Annotated in this window: 19 protein-coding genes and 2 tRNA genes; 2 read left to right on the top strand and 19 right to left on the bottom strand. The window is 50.3% G+C overall.

What is annotated here, in order from left to right; genetic code table 11:
• Positions 1 to 11: 11 nt before the first annotated feature.
• The 18 genes from BZG74_RS14300 to rlmE form a co-directional block, all read right to left on the bottom strand.
• The gene (locus tag BZG74_RS14300) at positions 12 to 515 is read right to left on the bottom strand and encodes a hypothetical protein (protein WP_077773205.1); all 504 of its coding nucleotides are present in this window, start codon (positions 513 to 515) and stop codon (positions 12 to 14) included.
• Positions 512 to 1,840, bottom strand: coding sequence for a type II and III secretion system protein family protein (locus BZG74_RS14295; RefSeq protein WP_077773204.1), 1,329 nt, complete (start codon positions 1,838 to 1,840; stop codon positions 512 to 514). The genes BZG74_RS14300 and BZG74_RS14295 overlap by 4 nt, the downstream gene beginning before the upstream one ends.
• A 9-nt stretch (positions 1,841 to 1,849) precedes the next feature.
• Entirely contained in the window at positions 1,850 to 2,653 is an 804-nt protein-coding gene (gene cpaB / locus BZG74_RS14290; RefSeq protein WP_077773203.1) for a Flp pilus assembly protein CpaB, read from the bottom strand.
• A gap of 162 nt (positions 2,654 to 2,815) precedes the next feature.
• Positions 2,816 to 3,259, bottom strand: coding sequence for an A24 family peptidase (locus tag BZG74_RS14285; protein WP_235605778.1), 444 nt, complete (start codon positions 3,257 to 3,259; stop codon positions 2,816 to 2,818).
• A 32-nt stretch (positions 3,260 to 3,291) separates the two neighbouring features.
• Entirely contained in the window at positions 3,292 to 3,537 is a 246-nt protein-coding gene (locus BZG74_RS14280) for a Flp family type IVb pilin (RefSeq protein WP_077773201.1), read from the bottom strand.
• A 438-nt stretch (positions 3,538 to 3,975) separates the two neighbouring features.
• Positions 3,976 to 4,245, bottom strand: a complete 270-nt coding sequence (gene rpsO, locus BZG74_RS14275; RefSeq protein WP_077773200.1) for a 30S ribosomal protein S15 — start codon at positions 4,243 to 4,245, stop codon at positions 3,976 to 3,978.
• 155 nt (positions 4,246 to 4,400) lie between these two features.
• Positions 4,401 to 5,357: a tRNA pseudouridine(55) synthase TruB gene (truB, locus tag BZG74_RS14270; protein WP_077773199.1), complete on the bottom strand. Its 957-nt coding sequence runs from the start codon at positions 5,355 to 5,357 to the stop codon at positions 4,401 to 4,403.
• Positions 5,358 to 5,360: 3 nt separating this feature from the next.
• Positions 5,361 to 5,753: a 30S ribosome-binding factor RbfA gene (gene rbfA, locus BZG74_RS14265; protein ID WP_046075120.1), complete on the bottom strand. Its 393-nt coding sequence runs from the start codon at positions 5,751 to 5,753 to the stop codon at positions 5,361 to 5,363.
• 86 nt (positions 5,754 to 5,839) lie between these two features.
• Complete coding sequence (gene infB, locus BZG74_RS14260; protein WP_077773198.1) at positions 5,840 to 8,581, bottom strand: translation initiation factor IF-2; 2,742 nt, start codon at positions 8,579 to 8,581, stop codon at positions 5,840 to 5,842.
• A gap of 21 nt (positions 8,582 to 8,602) precedes the next feature.
• Positions 8,603 to 10,090 (bottom strand): transcription termination factor NusA, encoded by a 1,488-nt coding sequence (gene nusA / locus BZG74_RS14255; protein ID WP_077578313.1) that lies wholly within the window; start codon positions 10,088 to 10,090, stop codon positions 8,603 to 8,605.
• Positions 10,091 to 10,111: 21 nt separating this feature from the next.
• Entirely contained in the window at positions 10,112 to 10,567 is a 456-nt protein-coding gene (gene rimP, locus BZG74_RS14250) for a ribosome maturation factor RimP (protein ID WP_077773197.1), read from the bottom strand.
• A 435-nt stretch (positions 10,568 to 11,002) separates the two neighbouring features.
• Positions 11,003 to 11,079 (bottom strand) — tRNA-Met (locus BZG74_RS14245).
• 63 nt (positions 11,080 to 11,142) lie between these two features.
• Positions 11,143 to 11,229: transfer RNA gene (locus BZG74_RS14240), tRNA-Leu, on the bottom strand.
• Between the two features lie 7 nt (positions 11,230 to 11,236).
• Positions 11,237 to 11,575 (bottom strand): preprotein translocase subunit SecG, encoded by a 339-nt coding sequence (gene secG / locus BZG74_RS14235; RefSeq protein ID WP_069362133.1) that lies wholly within the window; start codon positions 11,573 to 11,575, stop codon positions 11,237 to 11,239.
• Positions 11,576 to 11,752: 177 nt separating this feature from the next.
• Positions 11,753 to 13,090, bottom strand: coding sequence for a phosphoglucosamine mutase (gene glmM / locus BZG74_RS14230; protein ID WP_077773196.1), 1,338 nt, complete (start codon positions 13,088 to 13,090; stop codon positions 11,753 to 11,755).
• Positions 13,090 to 13,941 (bottom strand): dihydropteroate synthase, encoded by an 852-nt coding sequence (gene folP / locus BZG74_RS14225; protein ID WP_077773195.1) that lies wholly within the window; start codon positions 13,939 to 13,941, stop codon positions 13,090 to 13,092. The genes glmM and folP overlap by 1 nt, the downstream gene beginning before the upstream one ends.
• A 60-nt stretch (positions 13,942 to 14,001) precedes the next feature.
• Positions 14,002 to 15,951 (bottom strand): ATP-dependent zinc metalloprotease FtsH, encoded by a 1,950-nt coding sequence (ftsH, locus tag BZG74_RS14220; RefSeq protein WP_077773194.1) that lies wholly within the window; start codon positions 15,949 to 15,951, stop codon positions 14,002 to 14,004.
• A 51-nt stretch (positions 15,952 to 16,002) separates the two neighbouring features.
• Positions 16,003 to 16,632, bottom strand: coding sequence for a 23S rRNA (uridine(2552)-2'-O)-methyltransferase RlmE (rlmE, locus tag BZG74_RS14215; RefSeq protein ID WP_077578311.1), 630 nt, complete (start codon positions 16,630 to 16,632; stop codon positions 16,003 to 16,005).
• A 205-nt stretch (positions 16,633 to 16,837) separates the two neighbouring features.
• Between rlmE and yhbY the strand changes: the two genes are divergently transcribed.
• Positions 16,838 to 17,134, top strand: a complete 297-nt coding sequence (yhbY, locus tag BZG74_RS14210; RefSeq protein ID WP_077773193.1) for a ribosome assembly RNA-binding protein YhbY — start codon at positions 16,838 to 16,840, stop codon at positions 17,132 to 17,134.
• Positions 17,135 to 17,237: 103 nt separating this feature from the next.
• On the opposite strand, the gene greA is transcribed toward yhbY, so the two are convergent.
• Entirely contained in the window at positions 17,238 to 17,711 is a 474-nt protein-coding gene (gene greA / locus BZG74_RS14205) for a transcription elongation factor GreA (protein WP_046075110.1), read from the bottom strand.
• Between the two features lie 277 nt (positions 17,712 to 17,988).
• Here greA and dacB point away from each other — a divergent pair, with 277 nt between their 5' ends.
• Positions 17,989 to 19,431, top strand: coding sequence for a serine-type D-Ala-D-Ala carboxypeptidase (gene dacB, locus BZG74_RS14200; protein ID WP_077773192.1), 1,443 nt, complete (start codon positions 17,989 to 17,991; stop codon positions 19,429 to 19,431).
• Positions 19,432 to 19,479 lie beyond the last annotated feature (48 nt).

The raw sequence follows: 19,479 nt of genomic DNA, 5'->3' as shown, positions 1-19,479 counted from the left end.
TAATTGCCTTGTTAATGACTAGTAACTGGGGCACTAATCCCTTTTTCAGGATGCACTTTTGACAGCCATTGATTGTGGGTTAATACACAACCGCTTTTCTTTGGGTGAATATCGGCGATTGTTACTGGCTCACAACTCTCAGTCTGTACTTGATAAGAACGCAAAGCTACTTGCCAATCGCCCTCTCGCAGCGGCATTGCCTTTTCGTGGATATTATTTTTATCAACCCCTTGAGCCAGAAGGTAGTTGCGCGCTTTTTCAGTTTTCTTAGCGCCTGCTTTCGAGCTATAACTTAAGTGTATGGGTTGGGTTAATATCAGTGACTGATGGTGGGAAACAAAACGGATAAACTCATTAAAACTGGTATCGCCAGTGCTAGACTGTGCGGTTAAAGACAATTTATACGTCACTGGGGTGACGGAAACTCCCACACCTTCTGTTTGATAGGCAGGCGTACAAGCAGTGAGCCCAGTCACTAACACAGTAAAAAGAACCCATATTATTGGACTTTTCATTGGATAAAGCCTCCTTTACGTAGCCATTGTCGCAATGGCGCCTGCTCAGGCACAGCATCCAGCGCGAAGAACCGTTCTAGCGTTGACGTACGCTGAATACGAGGGATAACAACTTGGTCAGATTCAATTGGCTTGACCAAATTCACCTTAGCAATGATAACAAGTTCGGTTTTATTGCGCTGCGTTTCTGTATGACGAAATAGCGCACCTAAGATAGGTATATCACCGACAAAAGGTATCTTGGATAGTGACTCCCGCTCTTCGCTATTGAGCAAACCACCCAGGACAAAGCTCTCACCATCACCCAGCTCAACCGTGGTCCGTGCTCTGCGGGTTTTTAAGGCAGGCAAATCGTAAGCATCGTTGCTAAATTGCTGATCGAGCGAGCTCACTTCAGGCATCAATGCGAGTTTGATCTTGTCATCACGCCGCACATCCGCTGCGAGCTCTAACTTAACCCCATACTCGCGGTATTGAACGTTTACGCCGCCATCAATACGTGTGACAACAGGCAGTTCACCACCGACGAGAAAGCTAGCGGTTTCACCAGAAAGCACTGACAAATTGGGCTCTGCGAGAACCTGCCCAACACTATCATCACCGACAGCACTGATTACTGTGATAATGTCGCTGGCACTAAAACTTTTTAACGGATTAACAAAGATCCCACTGCCTTGGCCACCAGAGCTAAAGTCAACCCCAAACTTTTCCATGAACGAGTTTGATACCTCTGCCACCGTGAGCTGAACATTCACTTGCTTGGTTGTCGCGACTTCTAAGTTGTTGACAATACCTTCGTATCGGTAACGGCGCATAAACCCAAGGTTGTACGTTTCTTCTCCTGTGTCCCACTCTATCTCGTCTTGGGTAGAAGGTTTGGCTAACAATTCTCCAACGAGTCGCTCGATATCTTGTTTTTGCTCCTCACTCGCAACAAGACCACTTAGCACCACTTGCTCTGCTAAGTTATATATAGACACGTCTAGTTCGGGATAACGAAGCTGTATTTGTTGTTGAATATGAACCATGCTCTGATTCACAATCAACTGTCGTGACACTATGGTCTTTCCTTCTTCATCAAAAACCAGCAAAGATGTGGAACCGACCGCTTTGCCGAATGCGACCACTTTCTGTTTATCAATAACCTGATAATCAGCGATAGCAGGGTCAGCAACGAATACCGAGCCAATCACTTTATTGACATGAAACGCTTTCGCCTGTCCCTTAGACAAATTCATTACAGTTGCCGAGGCCTGGGCTGCAAATACGGCCAAGCTTATCACCAGTAACCCCGTCCATCGGAGGTAGAAGCATGTTGTTTTCATCAGGATCCCTTACTTTATTACCGCTGAATCGGCACGAAACTCTTTTATAGCGCGGTAGTCCTCTAGCACATCCCCCGCGTTGGCAGACATGTCTTGCTCTGGTGTGTTGCCAAAAGATTTGTGTACTTCAAGCTGAGCAATCCGCTTAGCAATGGTCATGGTCGCCACTTGTTTACGAGTTAATTCTAAAATCAGCGTGGTATCTGTTGATGCTGGCTCGCTTCGTGTCGCCTCTTGCTGCTGTTGGTCAACTTTCAGCACCTTTACCCCAATTAATACAGGCGATAAAGAAACGCCACGAAAGCTGCGAACCGTGGTTTCATTGGCTAAGTTCTGGTCAGTAGATGCTAACGCCATAATATCCACCAATGTGCCTGCACGCACAGCCCCCCCTACTACGGCAGTCGGAGAAACCTTTATCGGGAAAGGAATGCGATCGGCACGAGTCACATAGTCAAGATAGTCTGGGCTTTCTGGCGATACAATTTTATCGGGGTATAAGATATCACCTGCGGCAAGCGCTTCTCTTGCGAGCAAGGGGCTACCACCTGATTCAGGCAGAGCCATATCACTATCGATTCCCATTTGGTTAGCCTTACTCTCTGGCCAGGTTTCAATGATTAATTTGCTACGTGTGATCGAGTCACCCCGATTGAGAGGCGCTTTTAGCGTGATGACTTTGTAAGTCACTTCAGGGGGAGGTGCACCCGCCTCTGCCTGAGAAGAGGTTTCAGGCTGGTCACTTTGGAGTAACCCGTATAAACCAATCGAGATGGCGACGATTGCAAGAATAGAGAGTAATTTTGAGTTCATAGTCCCTTTGACCAACCTAAGATAATAAGTAGAGGGTGCGACGCGCTAAGGTATTTGTAGTCATTCTCCGCAATAGTAGATAGTTAACGCTATGGATGGAGAAGTAGATAAACCCGCTAATATTGTCATAAAAAGAGCCTGTTTAGTGGGTCATCGCCTACGTTACGTTGCACTGAGTAGCGTTAGCCAAATCGCCAATCCACCCGAGGGAGCAATGGCTAGCGCATAGGGAACCCCCATTGCTCGCCATTCCGGCTTGCCTAATCCACTCACCAGCAAAAGCCCTAGTGCGACAATGCCACCCAAGACAGCGGTTAAAAGCAACATCCACGGCCACCACTGTTCGCTGACTGCAAGGCTTATCGCCGCGAGTAACTTGACGTCTCCCGCGCCACACACGCCGAGCCAAAATAGAATAAAGCCGACCATTAAAACCAGGCCGGCTTGTACCAACGCGTTCCCGACAGGGAGCTGAGCCCAATAGGTGGCGCTCCCTGCTAGCACAGTCATTACTGCTATTAGCCAATGTTCAATAACACGTCGTCTGATATCACTGGCCACGCATGTCAGCAAACCAAGACTCAGTAACAACTGAAGAGCAATCACTGCCAACAGGCTTTCACCTTGAGTTTGTGGCCCTAGTCAGTACCACCACTACTGTCAGGAAGGGTTTCCGCTGAGGATATATTGTTAGTGATTGCAGTAATCGCGTTATCTAGTGCACCTCTCAAGCCGCCGCTTCCTTCTTCACCTTGGAAAACGGCTAAGACGATAGCAGAAATTGCCACACCGATAATCGCATACTCGATAGCGGTGACACCACGCTTGTCTTTAGCAAACGATTCCAGCGCAAGGCGGGTATTCACGAATAGTTTAGTTAACATAAGCATCTTCCTTCTCAAAAGACTGGGCTACTGGAACCCATTCCACATTTTATGATTAAAGTTTAGCACCTAAGTGCAAAGCAACAAATAACCAGTTGACAAAAAGTCGACGTATAGCATATTGCCAGCAAGTACTGAGCACCCGTACAACGGACAAGCAATAAACAAGCCGCTACGTATTACCATCAGAGCAGTAGATTACCCTCTGATTCGTCCCTATTACTGTCTCAATTGTGAGACAAACAAGAAGTCATCCGTTTATTTAGCAGCCATTACCGCTATCAGCATAGATTACTGCAGAAAAAGGCAGGGATTTCAATAGTTCAGTAAGAAGGACAAAAGCAATGAATGGAAGACTAAGCTCGGAGGGAGGTACAAAGAGAGTAAGAACTAGCAGAAAAAAGAAAAGGGAGCCTGAGCTCCCTTTTATCCAGAATCTTAGCGACGGATGCCTAGACGCTTGATAACGTCCAAGTAACGGTCAACGTTGTTCTTTTTCAGGTAATCAAGCAGCTTACGACGACGTGAAACCATGCGTAGCAGGCCACGACGGCTGTGGTGGTCACCTTTGTGCTCAGAGAAGTGCGATTGCAGATCGTTGATTGATGCGGTCAACAGGGCGATTTGAACTTCTGGTGAACCCGTATCGTTCTCAGTTTTACCAAAATCAGCAACGATTTGTGCTTTTGCTTCTGCAGTCAGAGACATAATGCTCTCCTAATAAGAGTGTGTGATTATCATGCACCAGCCAATCTCTGATTCAGCCGGTGCCCGAAGGCGCGTATTCTACTGACTTTCGTCTAAGGTAGCAATCTATCCACGCCTCTTTTCCTGTAAAAACACGCGCCGAAGCGTCGGGCCTTTTAGCGCGCTTCAGGCTGACGGCTCGCCACCAAGCGACGTGGGGCGACCAAACCATCGGCGTCGATTTCTCCCACACCAATGAAGTGGCGCTCATCACCGGCAGTGAGGCGAACAAAACCACTTGTGGGTGCATTGGGTACTTGAACCGCTTGCCCTTGCAGCGCATAGCTCGCCATCACCGGCAGCAAGTTAATTTCGCGCAAATCTTGCACCGCGGTATCAAGGGGCAGTAGCAAAGGATCGAGCAGCTGCTTGGGCTGGATCTCTTGCTCTCTCGCTTGATGGAGCAAGCTTTCCAGTTGCTCAAGCGTCACCATCTGGCGCGTTGGGTACGCCGATACACCGGTACGACGCAAGGCAGTGACGTGCGCGCCACAGCCCAACATTTCGCCCAGATCATCGACGATCGTGCGAATATAAGTGCCCTTAGAACAATGCACTTCCATTTCAATCTCATCACCTTCAAAGCGCAACAGCTCAATCTGATACACCTTGATAGTACGCGCTTCACGCGGCACCTCGATGCCTTGGCGCGCGTATTCATACAAAGGTTTTCCTTGGTATTTCAGCGCCGAGAACATAGAAGGAATTTGTTGGGTTTCACCGCGAAATTTAGCGATGCAACGCTCAAGTAGTCCCAAGTTGACTTTGACATCACGGGTTTCTACCACTTCGCCATCGGCGTCAGAAGTGTTCGTCCGCTCACCCAGTTTTGCCACGACGCGATAACGTTTGTCGGAATCAAGCAGGAACTGGGAAAACTTGGTCGCTTCGCCCAGGCAAATTGGCAACATACCGGTTGCGAGCGGATCAAGCGCCCCCGTGTGGCCTGCTTTTTCGGCAAAAAAGATACGTTTTACTTTTTGTAAGGCATCATTAGAGGTCATGCCCGTGGGCTTATCAAGCAGGATAATCCCATCAACGGGGCGACCTCGACGACGTTGACGACGCGCCATCTGTTACTCCTCACCTTTGTCATCTTCACCACGGCGCTCATCATCGCTGCGCACCGCTTTGCTTACCAAGTTGGAAATACGAATTCCCTCAGTGAGTGACTCATCAAACACAAACGTCAGCTCAGGGGTCACACGCAAACGAATAGCCTTGCCAACCAATGAACGAATGTAGCCACTGGCTTCGTTCAGCGCCTTTAGGCTCTCGGTAGGGGCTTGCTCGTCAACGGTTAAAAACGTGACGAAAACCTTCGCGTACGCCAGATCACGTGAAATCTGAACATCAGAGACAGTGACCATGCCAATGCGTGGGTCCTTGATTTCGCGCTGCAGTATCAGTGCAATTTCTTTTTGCAGCTGATGGGCGACGCGATCTGTGCGGCTAAAATCTTTACCCATTTTCTTTTCTCTCAATAAAATGGGGGTAAGCGCATGCGCCTCCCCCCACGGTGTATCCAAACAACCTGGTTGATTGATACGCTTAATCAGTCGATTGAGCGCTGAATTTCAACCGTTTCATAGACTTCGATCTGGTCTCCCACGCGAACGTCATTGTAGTTCTTCACGCCGATACCACACTCGTAGCCTTTCTTCACTTCGTTGACATCATCTTTGAAACGACGCAGTGATTCTAGCTCACCCTCGTAGATAACCACGTTTTCACGCAGTACACGGATTGGGTTGTTACGCTTAATCACACCTTCAGAAACCTGACAACCAGCAATGGCGCCCAGTTTCGGTGATTTGAACACGTCACGGACTTCTGCCAAACCAATGATTTCTTGTTTGAACTCAGGCGCAAGCATACCGCTCATCGCTTGTTTCACTTCATCAATCATGGTGTAGATGACAGAGTAGTAGCGCAGATCCAAGCTTTCATTTTCAATGGTCTTGCGTGCTGCGGCATCGGCACGCACGTTAAAGCCACAAATGATCGCATTGGATGCGGCAGCCAAGACAGCGTCAGTTTCAGTGATACCACCGACACCTGAGCCGACGATCTTCACTTTCACTTCATCCGTTGACAGTTTCACCAGTGAATCTGCAATCGCTTCGACAGAGCCTTGTACGTCCGCCTTGAGAACGATATTCAGCTCAGCCACTTCACCTTCAGCCATGTTCGAGAACATGTTCTCCAGTTTAGCTTTTTGCTGACGCGCCAGTTTCACGTCACGGAACTTGCCTTGACGATACAGCGCCACTTCACGGGCTTTCTTCTCGTCACGCACGACCGTGGCTTCGTCACCCGCAGCTGGCACACCAGACAAGCCGAGGATCTCAACCGGAATCGACGGACCAGCATGCTCTACATCTTGGCCATTCTCATCACGCATCGCACGAACACGACCATATTCCAGGCCACACAGAACGATATCACCTTTGTTCAAGGTACCTTCTTGAACCAGTACTGTCGCGACAGGACCACGGCCTTTATCAAGACGTGATTCAACCACCACACCGCGCGCCATGCCTTGCTCGACAGCCTTCAGCTCAAGGACTTCTGATTGCAGCAAGATAGACTCAAGCAGGCCGTCAATGTTCTGACCTTGTTTTGCCGAAACATGCACGAAGATGTTTTCACCACCCCACTCTTCAGGGATAACGTCATACTGCGCTAGCTCGTTTTTCACGCTGTCAGGGTTAGCGCCTTCTTTATCCATCTTGTTGACGGCAACAATCAAAGGCACACCTGCCGCTTTCGCGTGCTGGATAGCTTCTTTGGTTTGTGGCATCACGCCATCATCAGCGGCAACCACCAAGACAACGATATCCGTTGCACCCGCACCACGTGCACGCATGGCGGTAAACGCGGCGTGTCCAGGGGTATCTAAGAAGGTGATCATGCCATTGTCGGTTTGTACGTGATACGCACCGATGTGCTGGGTAATACCACCCGCTTCGCCCGTCGCAACGTGCGCTTTACGGATGTAGTCAAGTAGCGAGGTTTTACCGTGGTCAACGTGACCCATGATAGTCACCACTGGCGCACGTGGTGCGACAGGTGCATCGCTATCACGATCCGAGAGTACAGCCTCTTCCAGCTCGTTCTCTTTACGTAGGATAACCTTGTGACCCATTTCTTCCGCGACCAGTTGCGCGGTTTCTTGGTCGATCACTTGGTTAATCGTCGCCATCGCACCCATTTTCATCATGGTTTTGATGACTTCGGCGCCTTTAACAGCCATCTTGTTGGCCAGCTCCGCCACGGTGATGGTTTCGCCGATTTCAACTTCACGGTTTACTTTCTGCGCTGGCTTTTTAAAGCCATGCTGCATCGATGATGGCTTAGCCATACGGCCTTTGCCTTTCCCACCTTTGCCACGACGGCCGCGAGTGGTTTTGTCCTCGGCTGCATTGGCCTTTTTCTTCTTCTTACGACGCGGGGCGGCACTCTCTTCGCGACGATCCGCCTCGTCTTCTGCCTCACGGGCGTACTCGGAAGTGACTGTATGGTGATCAGCCGCCTCCATGGTATTGAGTGCTTTGTCTTGATCTGACCAGCGTTCTTGGTTTGCTTCTGCCATTTTGCGTGCCTCTTCTAACTGCCGCTGACTTTCTTCTTCAGCTTTACGCTTGGCTTCCTCTTCCTGGCGACGCTTAAGTTCATCAGCTTCTTTCTTCGCTTGCGCATCAGCAGCTTGAGCTGCAGCAGTATCCGCTGCGTTTTCTTTAGACTGCTCAGTTTTCGGTTGCGCTTGCGGCTTGGCTTCACGCTTAGCTTTTTCTTCGGCTTCGCGTTTGGCTTTCTCTTCTGCTTCACGTTTGGCTTTTTCTTCCGCCTCACGCTTAGCTTTCTCTTCTGCTTCGCGTTTCGCTTGCTCTTCTGCTTCGCGTTTCGCTTGCTCTTCGGCTTCTAGACGCGCTTTTTCTTCGGCTTCGCGTTTCGCTTGCTCTTCCGCTTCTTGCGCTGACTTTTGCTCTTCAAGCTCGCTACGCTTCACATAGGTACGCTTCTTACGCACCTCAACTTGGACATCTTTGTTCTTTCCGCCAGCCCCTGACACGCTCAGTGTGCTACGTTTCTTGCGCTGAAGCGTCAGACGCGTCGGAGCATTGCCGTTATCACCATGCTCACGCTTTAAGTGCGCAAGCAAAGCTTGTTTCTCATCTTGGCTTACCTGATCGTCAGCCGACTTTTGCATACCAGCTTCTTTAAACTGCTTCAGCAGACGATCGACTGGCGTATCAATTTCCTTCGCCAGCGTATGTACTGTAACCTCTGACATTCTGCTCCTCCTTTGCCGTCTTTACGCTTCGTCGCTGAACCAGCAGATATTACGCGCGGCCATAATCAGCTCGCCCGCACTGGTTTCGTCTAATCCGTCGATATCTAACAGATCATCAGTGCCTTGATCAGCCAGATCTTCCAGCGTCTTCACGCCCTTCGCGGCCAGCTTGAAAGCCATTTCGCGAGAAAGACCATCGAGAGCCAGTAAATCTTCGGCAGGTTCAACGTCTCCCAGCGACTCTTCTTGTGCCAGCGCGATGGTGGTCAACGCTTCTTTGGCACGTGCGCGCAAAATTTCGACGGTGTCTTCGTCTAGACCATCGATTTCGAGCATTTCGCTGGTTGGCACATAGGCCACTTCTTCAAGGGTGGTAAACCCTTCTTCTACCAAGGTTTCGGCAAAGTCTTCGTCAATGTCGAGGTATTTTACAAACAACTCGACGGAGGCTTGCGCTTCTTCTTGGTGTTTTTTCTGTAGATCTTCTACTGTCATCACGTTCAGCTCCCAACCGGTCAGTTGAGACGCCAAACGAACGTTTTGACCGTTACGGCCAATGGCTTGCGCCAAGTTATCCGCCGCGACAGCGATATCCATGGAGTGCGTGTCTTCATCGACGATGATAGAGGCTACGTCGGCCGGTGCCATGGCATTGATCACAAATTGTGCAGGGTTATCGTCCCAAAGCACGATGTCAATGCGCTCGCCACCTAGCTCGGTCGATACGGCTTGTACACGTGCACCACGCATACCCACACAGGCGCCGACAGGGTCAATACGCTTGTCGTTCGTTTTCACCGCAATTTTCGCTCGTGACGCTGGGTCACGCGCCGCGCCCATTAGCTCGATCATTTCCTCGCCAATTTCTGGCACTTCAATGCGGAAAAGCTCACTCAGCATTTCCGGCTTTGAGCGGGTCATAAACAGTTGGAAACCGCGTGCCTCTGGACGAACAGCATACAGTAAGCCACGTACACGGTCGCCTGGACGGAAGTTTTCACGAGGCAGCTGATCTTCACGCTGAATGACCGCTTCCGCGTTGTTGCCCAGATCAACGATGATCACATCGCGATTCACCTTCTTAACCACACCGGTCACCAGTTCACCTTCATTGTCCATGAACTGCTCAACCACCTGCGCACGCTCAGCTTCACGTACTTTTTGTACGATCACTTGCTTAGCCGTTTGGGTGGTAATACGGTCAAAGGCAACAGATTCAATCTGATCTTCAACGTAACCACCTAACTCTAGGGTCTCGTCTTCGTACTGTGCTGCTTCCAACGTGATTTCACGCGTCGGCTGGGTCACTTCATCAACCACGAGCCAACGGCGGAATGTATCGAATTCACCGGATTTGCGATCAATGGCGATACGTACATCAATGTCGGCTTCGTACTTCTTTTTAGTTGCCGTTGCCAGTGCGGTTTCTAGTGCCTCAAAAATACGCTCACGGGGAACGGCTTTTTCGTTTGAGACCGCTTCGACAACAGCCAAGATTTCTTTATTCATCTACTAATGCCTCATTTACTCTTAAAATGAAGGAACCAGGTTTGCTTTGGCGATATTACTCAAGGCAAACGCCTCATCTTGGCCGTCAACGCGAACCGTGATGGTATCGCCATCGACAGAAAGGATCTCTCCTTTCCACTTACGGCGGTTTTGCATAGCCATTTTCAGCACGATGTTCACTTCATGCCCGATGAATTGCTGATAATGATCAGCGGTGAACAGTGGACGGTCAACCCCAGGTGATGATACCTCAAGGTTGTAAGCCACTGTGATTGGGTCTTCTACATCCAACACTGCACTTACCTGACGGCTCACATCGGCACAATCGTCCACCGTGATACCATTGTCGTGGTCAATAAAAATACGCAATGTTGAATGTTGGCCAGCTCGAACAAATTCAAGCCCAACCAACTCGTAGTCCAACGCCTCAACCGGCGCGGCCAAAAGTTCAGTCAGTTGTTTCTCTAATCCTGTCATTCCAAACCCCAGAAATAAAAAAAGGGCTTAAAAGCCCAGTTACTATCCGAATGGTCTTCTTCAGATAACAAAAAACCCCGAAGATCGGGGTTTAATGTAACTGGACCCTGATGCCATGCTATCAACATAAATCGCTAGCATAGCCGTTATCGCTGGTGTCGGAACCATCTCAGCAATAACGAGAGAGTAACTCTCTGCACAAAGGCTTATTGGTCCGCTTTGTGCTGCCCCGAGGGCAAAAAGGCTAGCACATGGCTAGCCCGGTTAGCGTGGCTTTAATAAGAAACGCTAACGCGTTATTCAGTTTAGCCGTTATGTTAACAACAAACTTGAAATTGGTTGTGGGAAGCGGATTTTATCGCGCCGTGCAACGGTGCCGACCGAAAGTCGTGTTGATTGCGTTCAACCTGATATTTCACTTCACCAACCTAAAATTGGTTGCGGGAGACGGATTTGAACCGCCGACCTTCGGGTTATGAGCCCGACGAGCTACCAAACTGCTCCATCCCGCGTCCGATTGCGATTATTATATCGCTTTTTGCAACAAAGGTGCAAGCTGATGCCCTTTGTGAACTTGGTGCCGAGAGCGGGACTTGAACCCGCACGCCTATAAAGGCACTACCCCCTCAAGATAGCGTGTCTACCAATTCCACCACCTCGGCTCAATTTTTACTGAGGGATCTCGCTGTTATCAACAGGGATTTCGTCCTCTTTTGGCGTCGCTTGCTGTTGTGTAGCAGGCTCGCTTAAATCTTCAAAACCGCCTTTTGCCTCAGGTTTGTGCGCGGTGAGGTTACCAAGCACCAAACTTAACGCAAAGAATGCAATTGCAAAACCGGTTGTCATTCGGGTTAAAAAGTTTCCAGAGCCGCCAGAGCCAAATACTGTATTTGATGCTCCAGCCCCGAACGAGGCTCCCATATCTGCGCCTTTACCTTGCTGAACCAGAACCAGGCCAATTACACCGATTGCGGCCAACAGATAAATCACAAGTAGAATTTCGTACATGGTTCCACCTATGCTCCAGGTTGTTGAGCCGGCAGTGTTACTTTTCAGCCAGCGCAGCCCCCTTCGTTGGGAGCGGGTGAATACTAGCGAAAGCGCGGTGACGAAACAAGAGAAAATTACAAAAAACCTTGATTTCGACGCTGTTTGCGCAATCTATAACCACCCGCTCGAGGTTTATCAACAATTCGCCTTCACGGCTTCTGCGATTTCAAGCGCGTACGCTTGAACGTTATCGGCCTCAGGCCCTTCCACCATCACTCGGATTAAAGGTTCAGTGCCCGATTTACGTAACAGTACACGCCCTTGCTCGCCCAGCTTTTGCTCTACATTGGCTTTCGCTGCCAGCACAGGCTCGCTTTGTAACGGGTCAACTGAGCCACTGAAACGGACGTTCTCTAATACCTGAGGCAACAAGGTCATCCCGTCACTCAAGGCTTTGAGATCCATGCCAGTCGCTGCCATGCTGGCTAATACTTGTAACGCGGCGACAATGCCATCCCCGGTGGTGACCTTATCTAGCACGATCACGTGGCCCGAGTTTTCTGCACCGATCCGCCAACCTTTCTCTTGCAGCATTTCCATCACATAGCGGTCGCCCACTTTGGCGCGGGCAAACGGAATGCCGAGAGACTGAAGTGCGAGCTCCATCCCCATGTTGGTCATCAAGGTGCCAACGACGCCACCCTTTAATTCACCACGACGAAGGCTTTCTCGAGCAATAATATACGCAATTTGGTCACCGTCGACTTTGTTACCAAGGTGGTCAACCATGATGACGCGGTCGCCATCACCATCAAACGCTACTCCTAAATCGGCTTTTTGCTCGAGAACGTGTTTTTGTAACGCACGAACGTCGGTGGCCCCCACCTCATCGTTGATATTGGTGCCGTTGGGGGCACAGCCAATGGTGGTCACCTCCGCACCCAGCTCACGAAACACAGAAGGCGCAATGTGATAGGTAGCACCGTGGGCACAATCGAGCACAATTTTTAAGCCACTGAGGCTTAAAGCGCTCGGGAAGGTACCTTTACAAAACTCGATGTACCGCCCTGCCGCGTCGTTAATCCGGCTAGCTTTACCTAACTCCGCCGACTCGACACAAGTCAATGTTTTTTCCAGCTCAGCTTCAATCGCTAACTCAACCTCATCCGCCAGTTTGGTGCCTTCTGAGGAGAAAAATTTAATCCCGTTATCATAATGCGGGTTATGCGACGCCGAAATGACAATCCCGGCTTCTGCGCGGAACGTTTGGGTTAAGTACGCAATCGCAGGTGTCGGCATGGGGCCGGTAAAGGCCGCTTCCAGTCCCGCCGCAGATAACCCTGATTCCAACGCCGACTCTAACATGTACCCAGAAATACGCGTATCTTTACCAATCAATACCTTACGTGTGCCTTGTTGTGATAACACACGCCCAGCAGCCCAACCAAGCTTGAGCATAAACTCTGGTGTAATGGGAAACTCGCCCACCTTGCCGCGCACACCATCGGTGCCAAAATACTTACGCTCTGTCATTATTTTTCTTCTCCTAATCCATTTTTTACACGCGCTGTCATGGCGACCACCTTGAGTGCATCAGCGGTTTCTTTCACATCGTGGACGCGAATAATCTGTGCGCCTTTAGCCGCGGCTAAGGTAGCACAGGCAAGGCTACCGCCCAGAACATCCTGCGGTGTTTTATCTAGCATCTTATAAATCATTGATTTGCGTGACATGCCTGCTAGTACAGGTAACCCGAAGTCATGAAAAGCATCAAGGTCAGCAAGAAGCTGATAGTTGTGCGCCAACGTCTTACCAAAACCAAAACCAGGATCCAGAATGATATTCTGTCGATGGATCCCCGCGTCAGTGCAAGCATCGATACGTGCCGCTAAAAACGCTTTCACCTCACCAACGACATCTTGGTAGTCAGGGGCCGCTTGCATTGTTCGTGGCTGCCCTTGCATGTGCATGATGCACACAGGCACTTGCAGATCCGCTGCCGCTTCTAGCGCCCCAGGCTCTTGTAATGCACGTACATCATTAATGAGATTGGCACCCGCTTTCACTGCAGCACGCATCACGGCTGCTTTGCTGGTATCAATTGAAATCCAACAATCAGATTGCGCACGAATCGCTTCAATGACGGGAACAACACGATTGATCTCGTCTTGCTCGTTTACATCGGCCGCGCCTGGGCGCGTCGACTCGCCACCAATATCGAGAATGGTGGCGCCATCTGCGAGCATTTGTATCGCACGTTCGACCGCTTTATCACAGTGCTGAAATTGGCCACCATCGGAAAAGGAGTCCGGTGTGACGTTTAAGATCCCCATGATGACAGGGCGGGTCAGAGAGAGCGTGAGGTTATTGTGTGTTATTTGCATGCGTTTTTCCAAGCACGATCAAAAAAACCCCGACGTGTCGGGGTTTGTATTCATGGGTATTTACGCTTCAGACTGGTTTTCTGAATCAAGCGGCTTTTGTTTTTTGTCGTCAGATTGCTCGTCAGACTCGCTCGCTTTTGACGCATCTGGTTTGCTCGGCGTGTCATCTGACGATGAGCCACCATCGCCACCTTCCCAGCCTGCAGGCTCTCGTACATCACGGCGAGCCATCAAATCATCGATTTGTGCCGCATCAATGGTTTCGTACTTCATCAACGCATCTTTCATCGCGTGCATAATATCAAGGTTGTCTTCCAAGATTTGCTTGGCGCGATCGTAGTTGCGGTCAATGATGCCACGAATCTCAGCGTCGATGAGTCGAGCCGTTTCATCGGAGATGTGCTTGGTCTGTGCCACAGAGCGACCTAAGAAGACTTCACCTTCCTCTTCTGCATACAGCAGTGGACCTAATTTCTCTGAGAAGCCCCATTGCGTCACCATCTTGCGGGCAATATCGGTCGCACGCTCGATGTCGTTCGACGCCCCTGTCGAGACTTTTTCTTTGCCGTATATCAGCTCTTCCGCCAAGCGGCCACCGTACAGGCTCGAAATCATCGAATCGAGATGCTGACGCGACATGCTGATCCTATCTTGCTCAGGCAAGTACATGGTCACACCCAATGCACGTCCACGCGGGATAATGGAGACCTTGTACACAGGATCATGCTCAGGCACCAAGCGACCAACAATTGCGTGACCCGCTTCGTGATAGGCGGTTGACTCTTTGGTTTCTTCCGACATCACCATTGAGCGGCGCTCGGCGCCCATCATGATTTTGTCTTTGGCAAGCTCAAACTCGACCATCGATACCACACGTTTATTACCACGCGCAGAGAACAATGCCGCTTCGTTAACAAGGTTAGCAAGATCAGCCCCTGAGAAGCCCGGCGTACCGCGCGCAATCAGTGACGCATCGACATCATTGCCTAGCGGAACTTTGCGCATGTGTACTTTGAGGATATGCTCACGGCCACGCACATCTGGCAAGCTCACCACCACTTGACGGTCAAAGCGACCAGGACGCAATAGCGCAGGGTCCAATACGTCTGGACGGTTGGTCGCCGCAATGACGATAACGCCTTCGTTGCCCTCAAAACCATCCATTTCGACCAACATCTGGTTCAAGGTTTGCTCACGCTCGTCGTGACCGCCGCCAAGCCCAGCGCCACGTTGACGACCGACAGCATCGATTTCATCGATAAAGATGATGCACGGCGAGGCTTTTTTCGCTTGCTCGAACATATCGCGGACGCGTGATGCACCCACACCCACGAACATTTCCACGAAATCAGAGCCGGAAATGGTAAAGAATGGCACTTTGGCTTCACCGGCAATCGCTTTCGCCAGCAAGGTTTTACCTGTACCTGGAGGACCGACCATCAATACGCCGGTTGGGATTTTACCCCCTAGCTTCTGGAAACGGCTTGGATCGCGCAGGTAATCCACCAGCTCCTTCACGTCCTCTTTGGCTTCATCACAGCCGGCTACGTCAGTGAAAGTAGTTTTTACCTGCTCCTCACTCATCATTTTGGCTTTCGATTTACCAAACGACATGGCGCCTTTGCCGCCACCGCCTTGCATCTGGCGCATGAAGAAAATCCATACCCCGATAAGCAGTAGCATTGGGAACCAAGAAATGAAGATCGATGCCAACATACTTGGCTCTTCAGGTGGCGTCCCTTTTACGCGCACGTTTTTGTTAAGCAAATCATCCAAAAGCTTTGGATCATTCATCACAGGCATAAAGGTGACATAGCGTGAGCCGTCACGTCGGGTGACACTCAGCTCACGATCGTCAAATTTTACTTCCTGTATTTGATCGTTGCCGATTTCGCGTACGAAAGAGGTATAGTCGACTTGACGACCGGCGCTGTCCCCTGGTCCAAAGCTTTGGAACACAGACATTAAGACAACGGCGATAACCAGCCACAGAATCAAGTTTTTTGCCATGTCACTCAAGGTGTTAGCCTCGCATAACTGAGATAGATAAATGTAAGGGTACTACAGTTTATAACCTGTAGCCACAATGTAGACTTCTCGCGACCTTGCACGGGATGAGTCGGGTTTTCGAATTTTGACCGCTGTAAACATTTTACGCACCTCGGCCAAATACTGATCAAAGCCTTCGCCCTGAAAAACTTTTACCACGAAGCTGCCTTTCGGCCCCAGCACTTCACGGCACATCTCTAATGCCAGTTCGACCAAATACATCGCTTTGGGTTGATCGGCCGCCTGATTGCCGCTCATGTTTGGCGCCATGTCAGACATCACCACATCAACTTGGTTGGGTTGAATGCGCTCGAGCAAGGTGTCGAGCACCGCTTGTTCGCGAAAATCCCCTTGAAGAAAGCTAACACCTGGCATGGGATCCATGGGCAGGATATCGCAAGCAATTACTTGCCCGTCGTCACCGACTTGTGTCGCTGCATATTGTGACCAACCTCCAGGAGCAGCACCCAGATCGACCACGGTCATTCCCGGTTTCAAGATACGATCTTTTTGCTGAATCTCTTCTAGCTTAAAAATGGCCCGAGACCGATATCCTTTTTTCTGCGCTTCATGAACGTATTTATCGTCGAAGTGTTCTTTCAGCCAGCGTCCTGAGCTGGCAGAGTGTTTTTTATTCGCCATGTTGTTCCTACTACGCCCACCAACCGCACCACATTCATATAAAATTCAGACAATTGTGTGCGTTAGCTTATTCTCAAAGACAGACTCGCTCCCACCCAGCAAACGACGTGCTTGCCATCTGCCCACTTTCTACTGTTTCAGTTTGTGGTGAGATGGCGTTAGAATGGCATGTTTTCAACCCCTAGCAAATAGAAATCGAGCCAACATGAAACTCAGCACCAAACAAAAACAGCATCTCAAAGGACTGGCTCACCCGCTTAAGCCTGTCGTCTTAATGGGCGCCAACGGTTTAACTGAAGCCGTGGTCGCTGAAATTGAGCTTGCGCTTGATCACCACGAGCTGATTAAAGTGAAAGTCGCTTCGGAAGACCGTGAAACCAAAAACCTGATTGTCGACGCGATCCTTCGGGAAACAGGCGCCGAAAAAGTGCAGGTAATCGGTAAAACCTTAGTGATTTATCGCCAAAGCGAAGAGCGCAAAATTGAATTACCACGCAAATAATCACGTGTGTGATCAGCGACGTGCTGTAGCATAACAAAAAGGCCGCATTGCGGCCTTTTTACTGTGTCAGCATCGGAGAAAAGTTACATTCAGTAACACTTTCCTATACGTAATCGACACTATCAATTTCGAACTCTTTGACGCCACCTGGGGTGGTGATGCTCACTTCTTCGCCTTCTTCTTTACCAATCAGACCGCGCGCGATGGGAGAATTCACCGAAATTAAATTCGCTTTGATGTCGGCTTCGTCATCACCCACGATCCGATAGGTCACTTCTTCGTCAGTGCTCACATCAATCAAGGTGACCGTCGCGCCAAAAATCACTTTGCCATTATTCGGCATCTTAGTGACATCAATCACCTGTGCCACCGACAGCTTGTATTCGATATCACGGATTTGCGCCTCACAAATGCCCTGCTCTTCACGAGCCGCATGATATTCTGCGTTTTCTTTTAAGTCACCGAGTTCACGCGCCTCTGCAATGGCGTTGGAGATCTCAGGGCGACGCTTGATCAACTTGTCCAGCTCTTCTCGTAGCAGCTGCTCACCGCGTACGGTCATTGGCACTTTATCCATAAATGACATTACCTCTTTCAATCCACAGCAAAGGGATTTTGGCAAAACAAAGCCACGCCCAAACAGAGTATCTGGGCGCGGCGGAATTCAACGCTTTTCTTAGATTGTAAACAAGAATTCGCGCAAAATCATCTCTGATCCGGTGATAGCATAAGCCGCCCATCCACTATCCGCTTAATCTCCAGCCCAACTCATGCATTGGTCACCCCCGAACGGCTTGTCTTCAAGGCTAGACAGGGTAGGATGGCATGCATGCGCAAACAAAAAGGCTTTTACCATGCTGTCCGCTCTTTTCCGCCGCCTCGCCCCCATGGCGATTTTCCTCGTGCCGTTTGCGTCGGCCTCCGCGCCGTCGTTAACACTGGAAAAACTAACGCCGTTACTTCCCCAAGGCAGCCAAGTCGCGCTATGGGTCAGTGACGGACAACACAATCAGCCACAAATCAGCCTGCAAGCCGATGCGCTGCTGCCTCCCGCTAGCACACAGAAACTGCTCACCGCTTTGGCTGCACGGCTTTATTTGCCCAACACCTTTCGTTTCTCTACGCGATTGGTGCAAACCGGTGATGACGTCGCCCTTGTTTTTAACGGTGACCCCTCACTGACTCGAAAAGATATTCGTCAACTGCTAAGTCAATTACCGCGTCGTGGCCTCGATACCATTAACAACCTCTATCTGGATGGGCATGCGTTTGCTGGTCGCACCCGCGCGCCTGGCTGGCCTTGGGATATTTTAGCCGTTTGCTACAGTGCACCTTCCACGGCCATTACTCTCAATCATAACTGCGTGCAAGGGGCGATTTATAGCCAGCCTGATAGCACGTTGACACGCGTGCATGTCCCTAACCACCAGCCAATCTCGGTAGAAAACCAAGCTCGTGCGGTGAGCAAAGAGGAACAAGAAGCTAGCCATTGTGGTCTCGATCTAAGCGCAACACGACAAAATACATACTACTTTTCTGGCTGTCTTCCCCATCGAAAACGCCCTCTACCGCTTAACTTTGCCGTACAGACCCCTTCGACCTACGTCAAAGCGATTGTGGCCGATGAGCTCGCGCGCCTGAATGTGCGCGTGAAAGGCGATATCCGAGTGGCGCGCGCGCCCAGCCAGTCTCGCGAGTTGGCTCGTCACCAGTCAGCGCCCCTTACCTCCCTGCTCACCACGATGCTGCGCGACTCTGACAACCTCATTGCCGACAACCTTCTCAAAGCCTTAGGGCGCCGCTACTTTCAGCAGCCAGGCTCCTATCGCAATGGCGTCGCGGCAGTGAAAGCGATATTGCAGGAGGCTGGGATTGACCTATCACAGGCCGTGCTGGTCGATGGGTCAGGGCTGTCTCGTAATAATCGTCTCAGCGCTCGTCAACTGGCCGAGGTGATTCATTACATCACTCGTCATCCTGAGCTTGAAATGACCCAAATGCTGCCTACATCCGGTGTAGACGGCACCCTCAAATACCGTCAGAGCATCCGCCATGCGCCAATAAAAGGGCGTTTAAAGGCCAAAAGTGGCTCGCTGTATGGCAGCTTTAATCTAGCTGGGATTCTGGAAGATGATTCAGGAAAACAGCATATCGTGGTGCAACTGGTCAGTCATTATCATCCCGAGGAAGACGCGCAACCGGAGAATGTTCCCTCGCCGATTACTCAGTTTGAGCGTGAATTTTATATGGCGTTGATCCGCGGTCAGTTACAGCCTACACTGGCACAGTCTCACTGAACAAAAAAAGCCCGCCTAAATGGCGGGCTCATAGTCGTTGCCAAGCAT

The sequence above is a fragment of the Salinivibrio sharmensis genome (genome assembly GCF_001995985.1).
In the GTDB taxonomy this organism is placed as follows: domain Bacteria; phylum Pseudomonadota; class Gammaproteobacteria; order Enterobacterales; family Vibrionaceae; genus Salinivibrio; species Salinivibrio sharmensis.
Note: the sequence above shows the minus strand (reverse complement) of the source record. Positions and strands in the feature narration are given on the sequence as shown.